At 68.9% G+C, this 20,772-nt stretch carries 13 protein-coding genes and 2 riboswitches; all 13 genes read right to left on the bottom strand.

Features of this window, described 5'->3' with window-relative positions; all coding sequences use genetic code 11:
- Window positions 1-74 precede the first annotated feature (74 nt).
- Window positions 75-902 carry an MBL fold metallo-hydrolase gene (locus O7R11_RS14435; RefSeq protein ID WP_337998242.1) on the bottom strand — a complete coding sequence of 276 codons (828 nt, stop codon included), beginning with the start codon at window positions 900-902 and terminating at the stop codon, window positions 75-77.
- A 26-nt stretch (window positions 903-928) separates the two neighbouring features.
- Window positions 929-1,624 carry a FadR/GntR family transcriptional regulator gene (locus tag O7R11_RS14430; protein ID WP_337998241.1) on the bottom strand — a complete coding sequence of 232 codons (696 nt, stop codon included), beginning with the start codon at window positions 1,622-1,624 and terminating at the stop codon, window positions 929-931.
- Between the two features lie 186 nt (window positions 1,625-1,810).
- A complete protein-coding gene (locus O7R11_RS14425; protein ID WP_337998240.1) occupies window positions 1,811-2,815 on the bottom strand; it encodes a radical SAM protein in 1,005 nt (334 codons plus the stop codon).
- Window positions 2,816-3,043: 228 nt separating this feature from the next.
- Entirely contained in the window at window positions 3,044-3,181 is a 138-nt protein-coding gene (locus tag O7R11_RS14420) for a hypothetical protein (RefSeq protein ID WP_337998239.1), read from the bottom strand.
- Window positions 3,182-3,259: 78 nt separating this feature from the next.
- Window positions 3,260-3,452: riboswitch (cobalamin riboswitch) on the bottom strand.
- A gap of 46 nt (window positions 3,453-3,498) precedes the next feature.
- Entirely contained in the window at window positions 3,499-4,572 is a 1,074-nt protein-coding gene (gene meaB, locus O7R11_RS14415) for a methylmalonyl Co-A mutase-associated GTPase MeaB (protein ID WP_337998238.1), read from the bottom strand.
- Window positions 4,569-6,782, bottom strand: a complete 2,214-nt coding sequence (gene scpA / locus O7R11_RS14410) for a methylmalonyl-CoA mutase (RefSeq protein WP_337998237.1) — start codon at window positions 6,780-6,782, stop codon at window positions 4,569-4,571. Before scpA ends, meaB begins: the two co-directional genes overlap by 4 nt.
- Window positions 6,779-8,881: a methylmalonyl-CoA mutase family protein gene (locus O7R11_RS14405; protein WP_337998236.1), complete on the bottom strand. Its 2,103-nt coding sequence runs from the start codon at window positions 8,879-8,881 to the stop codon at window positions 6,779-6,781. The genes scpA and O7R11_RS14405 overlap by 4 nt, the downstream gene beginning before the upstream one ends.
- A 237-nt stretch (window positions 8,882-9,118) precedes the next feature.
- Window positions 9,119-9,317, bottom strand: a riboswitch (cobalamin riboswitch).
- Between the two features lie 269 nt (window positions 9,318-9,586).
- Window positions 9,587-10,840: a serine hydrolase domain-containing protein gene (locus O7R11_RS14400; protein WP_337998235.1), complete on the bottom strand. Its 1,254-nt coding sequence runs from the start codon at window positions 10,838-10,840 to the stop codon at window positions 9,587-9,589.
- A 266-nt stretch (window positions 10,841-11,106) separates the two neighbouring features.
- Complete coding sequence (locus O7R11_RS14395) at window positions 11,107-13,041, bottom strand: MacB family efflux pump subunit (protein ID WP_337998234.1); 1,935 nt, start codon at window positions 13,039-13,041, stop codon at window positions 11,107-11,109.
- Complete coding sequence (locus tag O7R11_RS14390; RefSeq protein ID WP_337998233.1) at window positions 13,038-14,159, bottom strand: efflux RND transporter periplasmic adaptor subunit; 1,122 nt, start codon at window positions 14,157-14,159, stop codon at window positions 13,038-13,040. The genes O7R11_RS14395 and O7R11_RS14390 overlap by 4 nt, the downstream gene beginning before the upstream one ends.
- 22 nt (window positions 14,160-14,181) lie before the next feature.
- A complete protein-coding gene (locus O7R11_RS14385; RefSeq protein ID WP_337998232.1) occupies window positions 14,182-15,195 on the bottom strand; it encodes a magnesium chelatase ATPase subunit I in 1,014 nt (337 codons plus the stop codon).
- On the bottom strand, window positions 15,192-17,168 hold the full coding sequence (locus O7R11_RS14380) for a VWA domain-containing protein (RefSeq protein WP_337998231.1): 1,977 nt from the start codon (window positions 17,166-17,168) through the stop codon (window positions 15,192-15,194). Before O7R11_RS14380 ends, O7R11_RS14385 begins: the two co-directional genes overlap by 4 nt.
- On the bottom strand, window positions 17,149-20,763 hold the full coding sequence (locus O7R11_RS14375; protein ID WP_337998230.1) for a cobaltochelatase subunit CobN: 3,615 nt from the start codon (window positions 20,761-20,763) through the stop codon (window positions 17,149-17,151). Before O7R11_RS14375 ends, O7R11_RS14380 begins: the two co-directional genes overlap by 20 nt.
- Window positions 20,764-20,772 lie beyond the last annotated feature (9 nt).

Genomic DNA, 20,772 nt, shown 5'->3' with positions numbered 1-20,772 from the left:
ACCCTCCTGTGGCTGTTTTACGTGTTTTCTCCGCCTGGGAAGGGAACCCCCGGGCGAGTACGCGCCTTTCCGCCCTAGTCGAGGATGAGGGCGGTTCCAGTCCTGTTGTGGTAGTACCTGTCGCCGAAGACAGCGAGGCTGCCCATGGCGACGGCCCCGGTACAGTGGGAGACCCCGATGACGCGAATGTCCTTCTGCCGAAGGTATTCGACCGTCAGGGCGAGGCTTTCGGGAGAAGCCTCGACGAGGTGCGTGCCCCCGATCACCGCATGGATCGGGCGGTCCAGCCGCTGGGCCGCCGCGTCCAGCATGTTCTTCACCCCCGGATGCGAACACCCCAGCAGGGCGACCAGCCCCTCGGGGGTGTCCACGGCGAGCATCACCTCGTCGGAGAAGGCATCGGGGACGAAGGCGCCCCCCACCCGCACCTTGAAGCGGGGATTGACCACCTCGTCGCCATGGACGCGGGGGAAATCGGTGAGCGCGAAGACGCCGGGCACGATCTCGGCGACCGGCGCATCGAGGGTGGTGTGGGCGATGCCCGCCTCGACGAGCCAGGCGGCGTCGAAATCGTTGCCGAGGAACTCGTAGGCGGCGCCCACGTCGCCGTACTTGTCGTCGAAGAACCCCGCGCCGGTGAACAGGCGAAGGCGCGGAATCACCGCCGCCAGGGCCCGCAGGCCGCCGGAGTGGTCGTAGTGGCCGTGGCTCAGCACGATGCGGCGGACACGGGAAAGGTCGATGCGCAGCATCGCCGCATTGCGCACTGCGGCGTCGCTCTGCCCGACGTCGAAGAGCAGGGATTCGCCGTCCTTCTCGATGTGGAAGCACAGGCCATGCTCGTGCACGAGCCCCTTGTGCTCTCCAGGGGAATTCTCGACGAGGGTGGTGATCTGCAGCATGGTCTCTCCGTGGCGGTTGGGAATCGTCAGTGCATGGACGATTCCTTGATGTCCCGAATGGCGTTGCGCAGGTGGGCGGCCATCCGCTCCATGGCCGCATCCGCATCCCCGGTCTTGACCGCGGCGAGCACCAGGCCGTGCTCGTACACCGTCTTGCCCATGCGCCCCGGCGTGTGGAAGCTGGAGATCCAGCCGTCGAGCAGCGCCGTGGTCATCGACTTGGTGAGCGCGTAGAGAATTTTGTTATGGGTGGCCTTGGCCAGGAGTTTGTGGAACTCGCGGTCGCAGCGGATGGTCTCCGCCGAAAGGCCCAGCCCGGCATTGTGCACGAAGCCCGCATGCACCGTATCGAGCAGGGCGACCTCTTCCGGCGTGGCGTTGAGCGCGGCGAGGCGGGCGGTCTGCGGCTCGATGATCAGGCGCACCTCGAAATGCTCCTGCAGCGACTGGTCGTTGCTCTTCAGCCAATCGACGAAGGCCTCGAAGGGGTGGGCGTCGGCGCCGGCGATGAAGATGCCCTTGCCGTGCTTCACCGAAAGCCGGCCGACCACCTCGAGGATGCGCACCGCCTCGCGCACCGAGGAACGGCTGACCTTGAGCTGGGAGGTGAGTTCGTTTTCCGAATGGAATTTGTCGCCCGGCGCGAATCCGCCATCGACGATCATCTGTTTGATCGCGTCCACTACGCTTTCGGAGAGTCTGACCTTCTTGATCGGTCCCACGGCCCCTCCCCGGTTCCTGCGAGTCCCGCCCCCGCGCGGCCCCGCATGGAACGTCCCGGCGCATCGGATGCGCCGCCTGCAATAACTCATTCACTCATCAGACAAGTGAGCTTTCCATATTGCCGCCGCCCCGTCAATCGATGAGTCATTCCCGGCGGGATCAATTCAACCTATGGATTAGAACTGTTATAAATCCATGACACCGGCCTGCACCGCCGCGGCATGCCGCATCACGCAATCGAGCGCGGCGGCGCGCGGCGACAGTACGGCGCGTGCCGGGCAGCGCCCGCCGCAACCGCCCAGCGCGCAGGCGGCGCAGCCCTTCGGCGGGTGCAGACCGCGCCGCAGGCGCGCCAGGTCGGGCGCATCGGCGGTGCCGCAATCGTGCTCGGCCAGGCCGACCAGACCGGCGCAGGCATAGAGCCGCCCGCCGGGGGTGAGCGCCGCGCCGCTGCCCTCCTCCGCGGCGCAGAAGGCATCGCGCGCGCCGCAGGCGGCAAGCGCCGCCTCGCGCAGGCGAATCGGCGCGCTTCGGCGGCGGTTGACCCAGTCCAGGCGGTCGGCCAGCGCCGCATAGGCGGCGGCCACCTCCGCCGCGGCGGGCAGGTCGGCCTCCGCGGCGCGCCCGGCGGGACGCAGCACGTCGAGGCCGATGGAGCGCGCCCGGGAAAACCCGGCGAGCAGCAGGGCGAGGTCCGGCAGGGTGGCGACGGTGCCGCGGCACACCACCGCGGTGACGCCGAAGGGAATCCCCGCCGCCTCCAGGCGCGCAAGACCGGCGAACACCTCGCCGCTGCGGCCGCGCACCCGGTCGTTGACCGCGGGCGGCCCGTCGAGACTGACCCCGACGCCGAGGCGGTAGCGCCGCACCGTATCGAGGAAGCGATCGCCGATGCAAAGCCCGTTGGTCTGCACGTTGACCCGCGCCACCCCCAGGCCGCGGGCGAGGCGCGCCACCTCCGCCATCACCTCGGGAACCAGGCCGGGCTCGCCGCCCGCGATCTGCACCTCCGCCCCCGGCGCGAAACCCACGGTCTGCGCCACCCGCGAAAACAGCCGCGGGTCCAGGTCCTCCGCCGCAACCTCGCCGCCCTCCATATAGCAATAGCGGCAGCGCAGCTGGCAGCGCGTCGTCACCCACACCACCAACAGCTTCAGCAACCCCGGTGCGGCGGCGGCTTCCTCGTGCATCGCGCTCCCTTTTCGCCCTCATATTTTGTTATGCTAGAACCTATCCACCTCCGATGGAAGCGGCCAGGTTCCGGCGGACAGCCGCTGCGCCCCCAAAAAAACGGCGGCGGCTCCGCATCCGGAGCGCCGCCGTAAAGTCTTCCGATCCGTTGCTCGATACGGACCGGGACGTTCGTGACCGTCAACCAGGGGCGGAGGCCGCAGGCCGAAAGCAGCCTCCCTTTCGGGTCACGCAGAACCGGAAGTCAGCACGCCATCGGCAACAGGAAAACCGGGGACGCGGGCAGGCGGATAGGCCCTGCCGCGCGCGGATGCGCCCGGAATCCGGGAGACGAGGATGGACAGGAAATCGTTTTCACGCTGCATCGCGAAACGCCCCTTCGTGACTTCCCTACAATCGCGTCACAAACGGGAGTCCGCACCGCGCACACCCCCCGGTCTGCGGTCGTGACGCGCGCGGTGGCAGGTCTCCTGGCTTGCGGGTCTGGGCCGGGGTTTCCGCCTTCCCAGTCCTGGGGGACCAGTGGCAAGAGTGGAAATCGGCTCGCCGCTCACAGTTGCGGGGACAGCGCCGGATTGACACCGGCTTCCCTTTTCACCCCCAAACGGCGGGGGAACCATCGCGTCGGTAGCTATTTGTTATAGTATTACATTTTGGCCGTCAAGCCCTTTCGGGCTTGCGGTCAGCCGTTGAGATCGACCGAAAGGCCGAAGGCGCGCAGCAACTCCAGCACCGCCACCGGCACCGTCGTCGCGCCCTCCTCTACCGCCGCGGAAATCGCGGGCAGGCGGGTCTTCACCTGCGGATGCGCCTTCATCGCGTCCATCAGCTTGTCCTCGATCATGCTCCACATCCACTTGATGCGCTGGCGGCGGCGCGTCGCCTCCAGCTCGCCGCTTTCGGTGAGCAGGCCGCGGTGCTCCTCGATCCGCTCCCACAGGTCGTCGAGACCGAGGCCCGCGAGGCCGGAAATCTTCAACACCGGCGGCCGCCAGTTGGCGGAGGCCGGGGTCATGATGTGCAGGGCGTTGGCGTAGTGCTGGCGCGCCGCCTCCGCCTTCTGTTCGTTGTCGTCCTCGCATTTGTTGACCGCGATGAGGTCGGCGAGTTCCAGCACCCCCTTCTTGATCCCCTGCAACTCGTCGCCCGCGCCGGGCAGCATCAGCACGAGGAAGAAGTCGGTCATGTCGGCGACCACCGTCTCGTTCTGCCCCGCGCCCACCGTTTCCACCAGGATCACGTCGTAGCCCGCCGCGTCCATCACCATCATGGTTTCGCGGGTGGTGCGGGTGACGCCGCCGAGGCGGCCGGAAGACGGCGAAGGGCGGATGTAGGCGTCGGGGTTGTTGGCCAGCGTCTCCATGCGGGTCTTGTCGCCGAGGATGCTGCCGCCGGAACGGCTGGAACTGGGGTCCACCGCCAGCACCGCGACGCGGTGTCCCCATTCGGTGAGGCGGTTGCCGAAGCTCTCGATGAAGGTGGACTTGCCCACCCCCGGCACCCCGGTGATGCCGATGCGGTGCGCCGCGCCGCAATGCGGCGCAAGGCGGACCAGCAGCTCCTGCGCCAGGCGCTGATGGTCCGGGTTGCTGCTTTCCACCAGGGAGATGGCGCGGGCCAGCCGCATGCGGTCGCGGGAGAGCACCCCCTCCACGTAGTCGTCGAGGGAGAGTGTGGCGCGCTGAGCGCGCCACACCTGCCGGTCGTTCGGCGGATTGACCGAAACCTTCCCGGTATCGACGAAGAGCGCGGTCATTCGGCCGCCGCCGTACCGTCGAAGCCGAGATTGGCCATCAGCTTCTGCAACACTTCCTTGGCGGACTCCGAGATCACCGTGCCGGGCGGGAAGATCGCGGCAGCGCCGAAAGCGTAGAGCGCCTCGAAGTCCTGCGGCGGGATGACGCCGCCGACGACGATGAGGATGTCCTCGCGCCCCAGTTTCTTCAGTTCGTCGCGCAGCGCCGGAACCAGGGTGAGGTGCCCGGCGGCGAGCGAGGACACGCCGACGGCGTGGGCGTCGTTTTCCACCGCCTGGCGGGCGGCTTCCTCCGGGGTCTGGAACAGCGAGCCGATATCGACGTCGAAGCCCATGTCGGCGAAGCCGGTGGCGATCACCTTCTGGCCGCGGTCGTGGCCGTCCTGGCCCATCTTCGCCAGGAAGATGCGGGGACGGCGGCCTTCCTTCTCCTCGAAGCGTTGAATGAGTTCGGCAACGTCCTTCATCTGCTTGGAATCCTTACCGACTTCGGCGGTGTAGACGCCGGAAATCGCCCGGATCACCGCCTTGTGACGACCGAACACCTTCTCGCAGGCGTCGCAGATCTCGCCGAGCGAGGCGCGCGCCCGCACCGCGTTCACCGCGATTTCGAGAAGGTTGCCATAGTTCGCCTCGCCGCGCTTCGCGCCCGCCGCCTCAGTGATGCGGGCCAGCCACTTATCGACCTCGGCCTGATCGCGGTTGGCGCGGAGCTTGTGCAGCTTCTCGATCTGGGTCTTGCGCACCTCGGTGTTGTCCACCTTCAGCACGTCCACCGACTCCTCTTCGTCGAGCTTGTACTTGTTGACGCCGAGCACGGTCTGCCGCCCCGCGTCGATGCGCGCCTGGGTGCGGGCCGCCGCCTCCTCGATGCGCATCTTCGGGATGCCCGCCTCGATCGCCTTGGCCATGCCGCCGGAGGCTTCCACCTCCTCGATATGCGCCCAGGCGCGGCGCGCCAACTGGTCGGTAAGGGACTCCACGTAGTAGGACCCGGCCCACGGGTCGATGATGTTGCAGATGCCGGTTTCCTGCTGGATGAACAGCTGGGTGTTGCGCGCAATGCGGGCCGAGAAATCGGTCGGCAGGGCGAGCGCCTCGTCGAGCGCGTTGGTGTGCAGCGACTGGGTATGCCCCTGGGCCGCGGCCATCGCCTCGATCTGGGTGCGCACCACGTTGTTGAACACGTCCTGCGCGGTGAGCGACCACCCCGAGGTCTGGGAGTGGGTGCGCAGCGACATCGACTTCGCGTTCTTCGGGTCGAAGCTCTTGACGATCTTGGCCCAGAGCAGGCGCGCCGCCCGCATCTTCGCCACTTCCATGAAGAAGTTCATGCCGATCGCCCAGAAGAACGACAGCCGCGGCGCGAAGTCGTCCACGCTCAGGCCCGCGCCGATGCCGGCGCGGATGTACTCCATGCCGTCGGCCAGGGTGTAGGCCATCTCGATGTCCGCGGTCGCCCCGGCTTCCTGCATGTGGTAGCCGGAGATCGAGATCGAGTTGAACTTCGGCATGTTCTGCGAGGTGTACTCGAAGATGTCGGAGATGATCCGCATCGAAGGCAGCGGCGGGAAGATATAGGTGTTGCGGACCATGAACTCCTTGAGGATGTCGTTCTGGATGGTCCCGGCGAGTTTCTCGCGCGACACCCCCTGTTCCTCGGCGGCGAGGATGTAGAGCGCCAGCACCGGCAGCACCGCGCCGTTCATCGTCATCGACACCGACATCTGGTCGAGCGGAATGCCGGAGAACAGAACCTCCATGTCGAGGATGGAATCCACCGCCACGCCCGCCATGCCGACGTCGCCGACGACGCGCGGATGGTCGGAATCGTAGCCGCGGTGGGTGGCGAGGTCGAAGGCGATGGACAGGCCCTTCTGCCCGGCCGCGAGGTTGCGGCGGTAGAAGGCGTTGGATTCCTCGGCGGTGGAGAAGCCCGCGTACTGGCGCACCGTCCAGGGCTTCATCACGTACATCGTGGTGTACGGCCCGCGCTTGTAGGGCGGAAGCCCCGGCATGGTGTGCAGATGGTCCATGCCTGCGAGGTCGGCGGCGGAATAGAACGGCTTCACGCCGATCTTTTCCGGGGTATCCCACAGCATGTCGTCGAGCTTGCGGCCCGCCTCGGCGGCGGCCTTGGCTTCCCAATCCTTGTAGGATGCGGCGCTCTTGACCTGCGAAAGGTCGATATCGGCGAAGTTCGGAATCATTTCTCGATCACTCCCAGGCGGACGAGTTGCTCGGTCAGCATGCCGAGGACTTCGCAGCCCATGAAAATGTAAGCGTCGATGCCCGCGGCATCGTAGGCGTCCTTCTTGTCGCCGGGCACGCCCGCGAGGTAGAGGGTCTCCGCGCCCGCGGCCTTGAGCGCCGGGGCGAAGGTGGGCACCATCTCCTCGTAGAGCGCATCCGCCGAGCAGATGATCGCGATCCGCGCGCCGCTTTGCTTGAACGCGGCGACGCAGGCCTCGACATCGGAGAAGCCGCCGTTGCCCGGCGCCTGGATGCCGCCCGCCTCGAAGAAGTTCTTGGCGAAGGTGGCGCGCCCGGTGTGCTTGGACACCGGCCCGAGGTTGGCGAGGAAGACCTGCGGCAGCTTGCCGGTGGTCTTCCCGTAGGCGGTGGCGGCGTCGCGCAGCCGCTCGAAGGAATCCGCCAGGTGGCGCTTCGGCATTGCGGGCACCGCAACCTCGCCGTCGGCGAGCGCGGCGACCACCGCGGCGAAGGAGGCTCCGGCCCCCACCGCCTCGCAGACGGCGGACACGAGGTCCTCGGCCTTGGCGAGCGCGGCGAGATGCGCCGCCGACGCGGCGTCGCCCTTGGCGCGGCGGGCCGCATCGGCGGCGGCGGCGGCGGAGAGGTCGGGCCTGGGGCGCTCCACCACCTTTTCGGTAATGTTGGGGAATTCGGACACGCCGGTGATCGGAGTCTTGCGCTTGGCGATCTCCTTGTCGCGCGCCGCCATGGTGGCGGCGATGGTGTCCTTGAGGAAGCCGGAGCGCAGCACTTCGACGATGCCGCCCTTGGCCTCGATCTCGCGGAAGAAGGCCCAGGCATTTTCCGCCATCTCATCGGTCAGGCTTTCCATCGACCACGCGCCGCCCGCCTGGTCGAGCACGCGGAAGAGGTTGGACTCCTCCATCAGGATGATCTGGGTGTTGCGCGCGATGCGCCGTCCCATGGAGTCCGGCAGGCCGATCGCATCGTCGAACGGCAGGCAGGTGACGATGTCCGCCCCGCCCACCGCCGCGGCGAAGGTGGAGACGGTGGCGCGCAGCATGTTCACCCAGGGATCGGTGCGGGTGAACATCCGCTGCGCCGACTTGGCGCGCAACTGCATCGCCGCGGCTTCGTCGGAAGCGCCGCAGGAGGTCGCCACCGCGCCCCACAGCTTGCGCGCCGCCCGCATCTTGGCGATCTGCACGTACTGCTTCTGGTCGGTGCACAGGGTGAAGCCGATCTGGCGGCAGGCGTCGTCGATGCCCATGCCCGCGGCCTCCATCGCCTTGAGGTAGGCGACGCCGGTGGCCAGAGCGATGCCGAGGTCGTGCGCCTCGCTCGCCCCCGCGTGGTGATAGGCCGAAGTGTCCACCTGCGCGGCACGGATGCCGGGCCAGGTCTCGGCGGTCCAGGCGGCGAGCGCGCCCAACTGCGCGAGGCCGGTCTCCACCGCATAGGGCAAACGGCCGAGTTCGGCGAGGGTGCCGAGCGGGTCGGCGCCGAAATTGCCGCGCGCCGCCGCAGCGTCCACCTCCTGCTTCGCCAGCAGGCCGGAGAACGCCATCGCCGCGGGCAGAAAGGCCGCGCCGGGTTCGATCTGCACCGCGACGCGGGCGAGGTCCACGCCCTCCAGCGCCGCGGCGAGCGCCGCCGCGTCGTGCGCCATCACGCCGTCCGCGCCGTTCGCGCCCGGCGCCTTGGCCGGGTCGAGGCCGCCGCGCGCCGCGCGGTCGAGACGCAGCGCCGCCGAGGTGACGCCGCGCGCGAGGTCGTGACGGATTTCCCGGTTCGCCGCTTTGGGCTCCGGCTCCTTGAATTCCTGGCGCTTGTCCCAGCCGTTCTTCGCCCGGACGATCGCCTGGGTGCCGCGCGTATACGGGAAGAACCCGGGGAAACCGGAGGGATCGCCCTCCCACGGCCAGTTCTCCGCAACGTAAAGCGGCCGGATGCCGATGCCTTCCGGGGTCTTGGTCACCATTTTCTTGTCGAATGGCGCCCCCTTGAGTTCTTTTTCTTCAACGATCTTCCGCCAGCCGTCATAACTGACGGCGGGAAAGTCCGCTGCGAGCTTCAAGTCTTCGTGGTCCATGGTTCTTCCCACTCCATGCAGGGCTGATGCGCCCCGGCGGTCCTCCAGCGGGAAAGCTACGTTACATCGTTGCGCATGCAGGCCGTGCGCCCGCCGCAACCATATCCCCAGCCCCCTGCGGACTCCCCTTGCGGGCGATGCCCCGCCTGCCGCCGCGTCCTATCCCGCGGCATCGGCAAGACGGTCCAGCGGCACCACCACCGGAGTTCCCGATCCTTCGGGCCTCCCCGCCCTTCGGATCGGAACTTTGCGACGGCAGGTCTCCTGGCTCGCGCCTCCGTGCGTCCGCCCGCCTTCCCGGCCCTCCCCGATGGGGACGGGCCAGTGGCCTCCGGGCAGCAGCTCCGCGCTGACAGTTGCGGGGACAGCGCCGGATTTCCACCGGCTTCCCTCTTGCCCCGGCATGCCGCCGGGGGCCATCACGCCGGATGTAATAACATCACTTTTCTTGGGGTGTCAACCGCGCTCGGCGCATGGCTTCATCACAATGGCAGGGGGAACCGGCATCCCCGGTACCCGCCCTTTCCCAGAGGCAACGGCAGGGTTCTGTATATGGCGAGTTTCTCTTTCTTCGGCTTCGACCAACGGGTGGCCGGGCCTGCTACCGCGCCATTCGTCGGCTAGCGGGCGCGACGACGGCAAAAGAAAGCCTGCCATCGTCGATGGCAGGCTTCTTCGTTTCATGCTGGTGGGGTGGTCCAGGCATCAGTGCAGAGCGTCGACGACCGCCTTCTGGAAGGCGCGACGAGCGCCCTTGAAGTCGCGGCCATAGGCGCTGTTGTAGGGCGGCTGCGGCCAGCAGCCCAGGGTGACGATAACGAGATTTTCCTTGCGGTTGATGTAGATCGTCTGGCCGGCGAAACCGAGCGCGACCATCGAGCCGTCGGGGTCCAGCCACCAGCTATAACCGTAACCGGAAGCGCCGTAGCTGTTGGCGTTCGCATCGAGCGGGAAGGCGACCTTGCCGGCGTCATCGACCCAGTTGGCAGGCAGCACGCGCTTGCCGTTGGCGACGCCGCCATTGGCCACGAAGAGGCCGAAGCGCCCGAAGTCCCTGAGGACCATACCGGCGCGACTGCCGCCGATCTCCTGCCCATTGTCGGATTCAAGAGTGTAGAAGCCATCGGCCTCCATGCCGAAATTGGCCCACACCTTTTCCGACATGTAGTCGGCCAGCCGCTTCTTGGTGGCGGCCGAGACCAGGGCGCCCAACAGATAGGTGTCGCCCGAATTGTAGTGGAAAGCCGATCCCGGTTCCGTTTCCTTGGGCATCGACTTCATCAGGGCCAGCACGCCACCCGGCACTTTGTCGGCCAGCGACTTGCTGTAGTGGTTAACGTCGGAGTCCTTGTCCGTGTAGACTTCGCGCCATTTCACACCCGACGACATGGTAATCAGGTTGCGGATGCTGACGGCGTCGTAGGCCGAGCCCTTCAGTGTCGGCAGATAGGTCGAGACCTTGTCGTCCAGGCTTTTGATGTAGCCATCCTGAATGGCGGCGCCGACCAGGGTCGAGGTCATCGACTTGACCATCGACATCGAACTCCAGTGCCCCTTCTCGTTAAAGCCAAGGGCATAGCGCTCAAGAACAATCTTGCCGTTTTTGAGAACCAGAAGGCCAGCCACATTGTTGTGGTCGATGTAGTCTTCAGCGCTGTAGGTCTTGCCATTCAGTTGATAGGTGACCGACAGTTCTTTGCCCCGCGGCAAAGCGAGGACGTTCTTGCCATGTTTGATCGTCCTCGTGGCGAATATCTTATCGACGATCGAGTAGCCGTATGGCTGAACCGTCGGAGACCAAAGTAAAAAATCTTCTCCAGCCGGCAGATGGTACTTCGGGGTTGCGATATTGTCGTTGGACAGGGCCGGATTGGCGACCAAAGAGCCTGCAATTACGCAGGACAAGGCAAAAATCTTTCCAAGGCGTGTCCCCCTGGAAACCTTTCTGTCGGTCTTCATTTTTCTGTTTCTCCCGTAAGCTATGGATTTATTCTCTACTCAGGGTAGAATTCTAATACAACTACGTAACTGATAAATTTTATGACGCTTCCTGTCATGTATGGAAATTGAAATCACCTATACCTCTATTCAAAAACTCGATGATTGCCGTCTTTACTACCGGTTCCACACGGTCGCATACGTGGAGGGAAGACATCCGCACCAGCGCTGTCTTTTGTCTTTTCGTTCTGCAATGATTTTCCGGCTGCCGCCGCAGGCAGCGGCGGTCACTCCGAGGCGAGCGCCGTCACCGGGTCGAGGCGAGACGCCTTGCGCGCCGGAAGATAGCCGAACACCAGGCCGGTGGCGAAGGCGCAGGCGAAGGCCATCGCCGAGGGCCACGGCGAGAACACCACCGGCATGCCCGCGGCGCGGCACAGCCACGCGGCGAAAAGCCCGATGACGATGCCGAAGAGGCCGCCGAGGCCGCACACCACCACCGCCTCGGCGTTGAACTGCAACTGCACGTCGAGACGGCGCGCCCCGGTAGCCATGCGGATACCGATCTCGCCGGTGCGCTCGCTCACCGACACCAGCATGATGTTCATCACCCCGATGCCGCCGACGAGCAGCGAGATCGCCGCCACCGTGCCGAGCAGCACGGTCAGGCTGTTGCGTGCCTTCTCCGCCGCCTGCAGCACCGCGGTGGTGTTGCGGATCTGGAAGTCCTCGATGCCGTTGTGGCGGGCGAGCAGGGCGGCGCGCACCCGGCGCTGCGCCGCGCCGATGCGCGCCGCGTCGGACACCCAGATCATCATGCTGCTGACGTGGCCGCCGCCGAACAGGCGGGTGAGCCCGGTGGTGAGCGGCACCAGGACCATGTCGTCGAGGTCGCTGCCGTAGGTGGAAGCGCCCTTGGGTTCGAGAATGCCGATCACCAGGAACGGCACGTTGTGGATGACGATGTACGCGCCCACCCCCTCCCCCTCGCCGAACAGGTGGTCGGCCACGGTCTTGCCCAGCACCGCCACCGCGGCGTGGCTCTCCACGTCCGCCGCATCGAAGAAGATGCCGACGGAGAGCCCCCAGTCGCGCGCCTGCGGAAAGCCCGCGGTGACGCCGTAGACATCCGCCTTGTGGTCGATGTTGCCGTAACGCATGGTCTGAGAGGCGTGGCGCTCCGGCACCACCAGGTCCACGCCGGGCAGATCGACAAGGGCACCCGCGTCGTCGCGGGTGAGGGTGATGATGTCGGCGCGGTGGGTGCCCGGCGCGCCGGGGCGCACCATCAGGAGGTTGGTGCCCATCGCCTGGATGCGCGCCATCACCTCGCGCTGGCTGCCGCTGCCGATCGCCAGCATCGCCACCACCGCGGCGACGCCGATGATCACCCCGAGCAGGGTGAGCGCGGTGCGGAAGGGGTTGGCCTTGAGCGAGCGGCCCGCCATGCGCACCGCTTCCTCCAGGTTGTCGCGCCAGCCCGGGTGCGCGCCTTCCCGCAGCGTGGCGGCGTGGGCGGGCGCGGCGGGCGCGGCGGCGGCGGAATCGGAAACGATGCGCCCGTCGCTGATGCGGATGACGCGCTGCGCCCGCGCCGCCACCGCCGCATCGTGGGTGACCACGAGGACGGTGCGGCCTTCGGCGTGCAGGGCCGCCAGGCGGTCCATCAGCTCGCCGCCGCTCTGGCTGTCGAGCGCGCCGGTGGGTTCGTCGGCGAGAATCACCTGCGGATCGTTGACCAGGGCGCGGGCGATCGAGACGCGCTGTTGCTGGCCGCCGGAAAGCTGCCCCGGGCGGTGGTGCGCCCGCTCGCCGAGGCCGAGCGCGCCGAGCAGGGCGCGGCCCCGCGCCTCCCGCTCTTCCCGCTTCATCCCCGCATAGATCGCCGGGATGGTGACGTTTTCGAGAGCGGTCGCATCCGCCAGCAGGTGGTAGCGCTGGAAGACGAAGCCGAAGGTATCGCGCCGTAGAGCCGCCAGATCGTCGGCGGAAAGCGCAGAAACGTCGCGGCCCAGCAGGCGGTACGTGCCGCCGCTCGGCCGGTCGAGGCAGCCGATCAGGGTCATCAGGGTGGACTTGCCGGAGCCCGAGGCCCCCATGATCGCCACGTATTCCCCGGCACGGATGGCGAGGTCCACCCCGGCGAGCGCGCGCACCCCCGCCTCCCCCGCCGGGAACACCTTTTCGACGCCGGAGAGTTCGATCAGCGGGGCGGCGGTCACATGCCGCTCCCGCGGGCGGAGCGGGCGGCGGCGCGCGCCACCTCCTCGCCTTCCTTCAGGCCGTCCGTCACCTCGGCGCGGGTGCGCGTCACCAGCCCGGTCTTCACCGTGCGCGGCTCGACGCCGGAGGCGGTCTTCACCTGCACCGTCCACACGCCTTTCTTATCGGTCGGGGCCAGCGCGCCGCGCGGCACCACCACCACGTTCTCGGCGCGGCGCTCGACGAAGAACACGTGCGCGGTCATCTCGCTCATCAGGCGTCCGTCGGGGTTGGACACGTCCACCAGCACCGAATAGAGCACCACGTCGCTCTCGATCGCCGGGGTCGGCAGAATCTGGCGCACCGCGCCGTGCCAGCGCCGCGCATCGCCGAGCGTGGTGAAATAGGCGGGCATGCCGACGCAAAGCTTGGGCACGTCGGCCTCCGCCACCTTGGCCCACACCGTCATCGTGTCGAGGTCGGCGACGCGCAGGATGGTGGGCGCGGTCTGGCTGGCGTTGAGCGTCTGCCCGGCGGTGGCGGAGATGTCCACCACGGTGCCGGAGATCGGCGCGAGGATGCGGGTGTAGCCGAGGTTGGCGACGTCGCCGTCGAGGGTCGCCCGCGTCTCCTCCTGCCGCGCCTCCAGGGCGTCGATCTTCGCCTCCGCCATCAACAGGTCGGCGCGCGCCGCGTCCAGCGCCTCGCGGCTCGCCACGTTGGTGGCGGCGAGGCGCTCCTGACGGCGGAAGCGCAGCGCCGCGAGGTCGCGCTCCGCCCGGCGCTCCTCGACCTGCGCCGCATAGTCCTTGATGCGGGCGCGCCCGGCGGCCACCCGCGTGCGGTAGACCGTGGGATCGATCTCGGCGAGCAGTCGCCCGGTCTCGACGCGGTCGCCGATCTCCACGTGGATCGCCTTCAACTGGCCGGAAACCTGGGTGCCGACATCGACGTAGGTCTTGGGCTTGAGCGCGCCGGTGGCGGAAACCGCCTGCTCCACGCCGCCCCGCTCCGCCGCGGCGAAGGAAAGCCCCGCCGCCGCCGAGCGGCCGCCGCCGCGCACGCCGCGTGCGCCTGCCGCCGCCAGGGCCGCCAGCAGCGCCACCCCCGCCCACCAGGGCCAGCGTTTTCCCATCATTGCGCCCCCCCGCATCTCCGCCTCATGCCGCCGGATGCGGCCCCAGGATGTCCTCGAACGGCCGCCGCCGCATGCGGTGGGCGAGCGCCAGGACCGCGGCCTCCTCCACGTCGGCCTCCGTCACCTCGCCGCGGCCCGCCCAGGCGGCCAGCGCCTTGGCCGCCTTGAGCATGACGATATCGCTGCGGTGGCCGTCCACGCCCATGCGCAGCGAGCGCTCGGCGATGGAATAGAGGATCGCATCCGCCGCCGTCACCTGCGGGCAGAGCTTGATCGCCTCCGCCACCGCGGCGCGCAGCTTTTGCGTTTCCTCCGCCCAGCGCGCGGCAAAGGCCTCCGGGTCGGCCTCGAACTCGGCGCGGCGCTTCACCACCTCGACGCGCTCCTGCGGCGTGTCCAGCCCTTCCACGTGCACGCACAGGCCGAAGCGGTCGAGGAGTTGCGGGCGGAGGTCGCCCTCCTCCGGGTTCATCGTGCCGACCAGGGTGAAGCGCGCCGGATGCGAAAAACTGATGCCCTCGCGTTCGATGGTGTTGACCCCCATGGCGGCGGAATCCAGCAGCACGTCCACCACGTGGTCGTCCAGCAGGTTGACCTCGTCCACATAGAGGATGCCGCGGTTGGCGGAGGCGAGCAGGCCCGGCTCGATCTGCTTGCGCCCTTCCTTGAGCGCGAGTTCGAGGTCGAGGGTGCCGACCACGCGGTCCTCGGTGGCGGAGATCGGCAGCTCGACGACGCGCACCTTGCGGCGACGCACCGGCAGCGCCTCCCCCGCCTCGAAGCGGGCGCGCACCTCCGGCGACATCGTCTTGGGGTCGTCCGGATCGCTCTGGAAAGGGTCGCCGTCCACCACCGCGATCTCCGGCAGCAGGTCGGCGAGCGCGCGCACCGCGGTGGACTTGGCGGTACCCTTCTCGCCGCGGATCAGCACGCCGGAAAGACCGGGGTTGATCACGTTGAGGATCAGGCTCTTCTTCAGGCTTTCCTGTCCGACGATGGCGACGAAGGGATAGACGGACGGGGAATCGGGGTTCACCACGCTTGATGCTCCTTTGCTAGGGAAACCAGGTCCTCGGCGCGCAGGTCCTCGGTCTTGAAATACGCGGCCTCCAGGGCGGTCGCGAGCTTGCGCGCCAGTTCCAGGCGCACCACACCCTTGGTCTCGGTATCGACGACGACGAACTGCGCCATCGGGTAGCGTTCGTGCAGGACCGCCGCGGCGGCGAGCGCCTCTTCGTGCGGCGGCCTTTCGCCGAGGGCGGCGTTGGCGCGGCCGTCGGTCATCACGATCACCAGCGGCAGGATCGTCGGTTCCTTGCGCAGCACCCGGCGGAGCACCCCCGCCGCCTCGGCGAGACCGGCGGTGAGCGGCGTGCGCCCGCCCACCGGCAGGTCGGCGAGCAGCTTCGCCGCGCGGTCCACCGAGTTGGTCGGCGGCAGCACCACCTCCGCCGCGCGGCCGCGGAACACCACCATCGCCACCTTGTCGCGCTTCTGGTAGGCGTCGAGCAGCAGGCTCATCACCGCCGCCTTGGTTTCCACCATGCGGCGCTGCGCCCCCATCGAGCCGGAGCCGTCCACCACGAACAGCAGGAAGTTGCCGACGCGGCGCTCGCGGATCTTCTCGCGGATGTCGGACCGCGCGATGTGCACCGCGAGGTCCTGGGTCGCCTGCTCCCGCCGCGACTTCTGGTAGGGCGCGGCGGCGCGGATGGTGGCGTCGAGCGCGAGGTCGTTCCTGCCGCGGCGCGAGGTGCTCTTGACGTAGCGCCCCTGCTTGCTCGCCGAGCGCGAGCGCGAGCGCCGCCCCGAGCCGGTGCGCAGGGTCTGGTCCATGCTCTGGCGCTCCAGGCGGCGCACCGCGTAGGACGCGCCGACCTCCTGCACCTCGTCCTGCGTCTCGGCCGCGTCGGCGCGGCCGGTCTCGCCGGGGTCGGGCGGCGGCGGCGCGTCCGCGGCATCGCCCCCTTCCTCCTCGCCCTGCGGCGGCGTGGGCTCGGCGGTGTCGTCCTCTTCCTCGGGAGCGGGGTTCTCCCGCTCTTCCGGTTCCTCCGGCTCCTCCGTTTCGGGCGGCGGCGGAGGCGGCGGAGGCGGCATCTCCGGCGTGCCCGCGCGCATGCGGTGCAACAGCGCCATCGGCGCCACCGCCAGGATGTCGTCGGCGGTGACGTCGGTGCGCCCCGCCCACGCGGCGAAGGCGCGCGCCGCGCGCTCCATGACGATATCGGCGCGGTGCCCGGCGACGTGGTTGCGTTGGCATATCTCCGCGATGAAACCGACGAGATGCGGAGGGATGCGCACCTCCGCCAGGCGCTTGCGCGCCTCGCGGAGGCGCAGCGCGAGGTCCGCCTCCGCCGCCGCGTGAGCGGCGAGAAAGGCGTCGGGGTCGGCGTCGAACGCCTCGCGGCGTTTCAGAAGTTCCACCCGCACCTGCGGATCGGACTCTCCCGCGATCGACACCGCGAGGCCGAAGCGGTCGAGCAGTTGGGGCCTGAGTTCCCCCTCCTCCGGGTTCATCGTGCCGATCAGGATGAAGCGGCTGGCGTGGCGCAGGCTCTGGCCCTCGCGCTCGACGATGTTCGCGCCGGATTCCGCGGCGTCGAGAATGCTGTCCACCAGGTGGTCGTCGAGCAGGTTCACCTCGTCGATGTAGAGCACGCCCATGTGCGCCCGCGCCAGCAGGCCGGGCTGGAAGCGCACCGCGCCGTCCCGCACCGCCGCCTCGAAGTCGATGGAGCCGATCACCATGTCCTCGGTCGCGCCGAGGGGAAAATCGACGAAGGCCGGGCGTCCGCCGTCCGGCAAAGCGGGCAGCAGGTCGCGCAGGCCGCGCGCCGCGGTGGACTTGGCGGTGCCCTTCTGGCCGCGCACCACCACACCGCCCACCGCCGGGTTGACCGCGTTGAGCAGCAGGGCGAGCTTCATCTCCTCCTGCGCCAGGACCGCCGAGAACGGATAGACCCGCCGCGCCGCAGCGCCGCGCGCCGCGTCACTTCGCACGAAATTCATACGCCCACTCTTTCACCGCCGCGCGGGTCTTCACATCCACGCTCGCGCCCTGGAACTCGCCCTTCACCGCGCCCATGGACTCCTCGATATCGCCTTCGATCTCCAGCACCACGCTGTGGAGCTGCGCCAGGCGCTTGTCGTCCGCCGCCCACAGGCCGCGGCCGTGCGCCTCCAGCAGGCGGCGGGTCAGTTCCTCCAGGGCATAGACGTTGGTTTCCATCAGCCAGGCGCGGTTTTCCGCATCCGCCACGTAGAGATCGTGCACGCCGTCGAACTGCGCCTTGTCCACCTCATGGGTGGTCGCCGACCAGGCGAACATGTGGTTGGTGCGGGCGCCCACCTCGGTCGCCCCGGCATAGCCCCGGGTCTTGATCTCCGCCAGCCAGTCGCGGTTGATCAGGCTGGCGGCGAGACTGAGGGTCAGTTCCTCCTTGACCGAACGCACCTCGCCCTCGGCGGTGGACTGGGTGTCGCCCCAGTAGAGCCGCATCGACCCGCCGCCGAGGCCGCGCTTCGCCGCGGCGGAACCGCCCTGGGTGCAGACGTAGCCGCCGCAGGCGAGCATGTCCCCCGCCGACGAGGCGGCGCGCTGGTAGCTCATGTCCATGCGGCCGATCAGGCCCGCGTATTCCCGCATCAGGGCGGCGGCGGGCATGGCGGAACCGCGCCCATCCGCGCCGAAGGCGTGGCCGGTGGTATTGACCAGCGCCTCGGCGAGGTCGGCGTCGTCCTCCCACGCCGCGGCGTCGAGCGCCAGGCCGACGCCCGAGCCGTAAGCCCCGTCGCTGCTGGAAAAGCAGCGGTAGCTCGCGAGGCGGCGCAGCGCCGGTTCCTCGGTTTCCTTCAGGGTGGCGCGCAGCTCCGCCATGCGCGCCTGCACATGGGCGCGGACGAAGTTGCGCTCCGCCGGTTCGTCCAGCTCCGCCACCGCGCTCACCGCCTGATCGAACAGGGCGTAGATGCCGGGCAGCGCGTCGCGCACCACGCTGCTCATCTGCACCACCACGTCGATGCGCGGACGCGGGCGCAGCGTGCCGTCGGGCAGACGCAGGGTCATTTCCTCAAGCGGCAACGCGGCAACGCCGTCCACCCGGCCGCCCATGCCGCGGCGCGGCGCACAGCCGATCAGCCAGAGAATCTGCGCGGTCAGCTCGCCATCCGCCTGGAATGCATCGCTCGACCACAAGGTGATGCCGATGGTCTGCGGAAAATCCCCCTCGTCGGCGAGGTAGGCGGCGAGCATCTTTTCCCCCATGCGCGCACCCACCGTGCAGGCGGCGTCGGTGGGCAGCAGCTTGGTGTCGATGCCGTAGAAGTTCCGCCCGGTCGGCAGCACATCCACCTTTCCGCGCGACAGGTGGCCGGAAGGCCCGGGCGGGACGAAGCGCCCGGAAAGCGCGGCGGCCACCGCGTCCATCTCGCCGCCCGCGGCGGCGAGCCCGGCGCGCAGCCGCGCCTCGTCGATATCGCGGTCCTCGATGCCGCGCGCCTCGGCCACGTACATCGCCGCCCGCGCCTCGTCCGGCGCGCGGCCCAGGGTGTGCAGGCCCGCCTGCAGGGTGCGGCTGCGCAGCGCCGCCAGCCGCCGCGGCAGCGCCTCGACGGCGAAGGCGAAGGCGTCCGCGTCCGCTTCCTCCGCCAGCAGGCCGAGGGATGCGAGTTCGGCGCGCAGGGCGGCGGCAAGCTCCTGCTTGCGCGCCCGCGATGCGCCCGTGGCGTGCAGGTACTGGCGATGCAGTTCCGCCAGGTCGTCCCAGCGCTTGCCGAGCGCCGCGGCGCGCGCCACCGGGGCGCTCAGGTGGTCCACCAGCACCGCGCGGCCGCGCCGCTTGGCGATCAGGCCCTCGCCGGTGTTGTTCATCGCGTAGGGATAGATCACCGGCAGGTTGCCGAGCGAGATGTTGGGGAAGCAGGTTTCCGAAAGTCCGGCGCGCTTGCCCGGCAGAAACTCGGTGGGGCCGTCCGCCCCCATCATCACCAGGGCGTCCACCTGCTTTTGCAGATACCAGAAGGTGGCGAGCCAATGGTGCGGCGGCGCGATCTTCGGGTCGTGCAGGATGCGGCAGACCTCGCCGTCGCACTTCGGACCCCAGCAGCCGCGCTTCGGGTCGGTCATCACCAGGACGTTGCCGAAACGCAGGCCGGAGATCACCAGGGTCGGGTTGGGTCCGTCCGGGTTGTGCACCATGGATTTCGCCGGGAACGGCCCCCACGCGTCATCCACCGCCCGGCGCACCGCGGGCGGTTGCAGGTCGAAGTCGGCGCGGTAGGCCGCCTCGCCGATTTCCGCCAGCGCGCCGCCCTTGGCGACGATCTCCTCGACATTGGTCCAGCGGAATTCCGAGATCGCCTTGCGCGCGAGGATCAGCTTGAGCAGCGCCTCGCCATCTTCCGGAATGTCCGAAACCGCATAGCCCTCCGCCGCGAGGCGGCGCATCAGGTCCACCGTGCTTTGCAGCGCATCGAGGGAAGCGGCATTGCCGATGGTCGCCTCCAGCCCCTTGCACGGCGGATTGTGCAGCAAAATCGCCAGGCGCTTTGCCGCATTGGGCTTGCGTTGCAGGGCCGCCCAGGCGCGGGTGCGCCCGGTCAGGCGCTCCACCTGGTCGGCCACCGGCTCCGCCGTCTTGCGCTCCATGCCGCCGTCCGGGCCGGGGCGCGAACAGGCGATCAGCGTGGGGTCGGAAGCGCCCATGATCTCCGGCCGGGTGAGGCCGAAGGACACGGTCATCGGGCTCAGGCCCTCGGCGCTTTCCCGCCATTCCGCGGCGGTGGACTGCCAGTTGCGCAGCAGCTGGAACACCGGCACGCCGTGCGCGGCGAACGGGCCGCCCGCCGCGCCGTCTTCGCGCCCGTGCACGATCGCCGCGTTCCAGATCGCCGCAAGGCGCGGACCGCACTGCGCCAGCAGGCGGGAGATCGGATGCTCCGGCGCGCCGTAGGCGATGCCGGTTTCCCAGTCGCAGAACACCGGCACCGGCACCAGGCCCGCCGCCTCCAGCCGCGAAACGCACATCTCCACCGCCGCGGTATCGCCGTTGAGCCAGCCCGAGCGGTCGAAGATCAGCCCCACCGCGGGCGCGCCGCGGCGTTCGGGCGTACGCACGTCCGCCCAGGTGAGGTAGTCCGCCGCATCGGTCCGGATGCGCTCCGCCGCCGGGTGGTGCACGCCGAAGAGCACCGGCTCGCCGGGCGGCGGCGGGGCCTCCTCCACCAGACCGGCGCGGTGCAGCATCCACAACGCGGCGTGGGCGAAGTCCTCCGCCCGGCCGACGCGCAGATAGGCCTGTACCGCCGCAACCGCGGCGCGGTCGTGCGCGGGCAGCGCCGCCTGCGCCTCGATGCCGCCGGGAATGGCGAGCGGCGCATCCGCCGCCGCCGCGACGAGCAGGTCGAAATTGCCGAAATGGCGGGTCGCATCCAGGTAGACCGCACCCGCGCCGCGCACCGCCTCTTCGGCGAAGGCCTGCCAGTCGAGCGGCGCGGACTGCCCGGCGATGCGCAGTTCCACGCCGCGGGCGCGCAGCATCTCCGCCGCGCGGTCCCACACCCGCGACAGGGAAATGTGGGTGAACACGAAGGTCGCCTTCAGCATGCTGCGTTC

Source organism: Oleispirillum naphthae (assembly GCA_027864655.1).
In the GTDB taxonomy this organism is placed as follows: Bacteria; Pseudomonadota; Alphaproteobacteria; order Rhodospirillales; family Rhodospirillaceae; genus Oleispirillum; species Oleispirillum naphthae.
The sequence above is the reverse complement of the archived record's forward strand: the minus strand, read 5'-3'. Positions and strand labels throughout refer to the sequence as shown.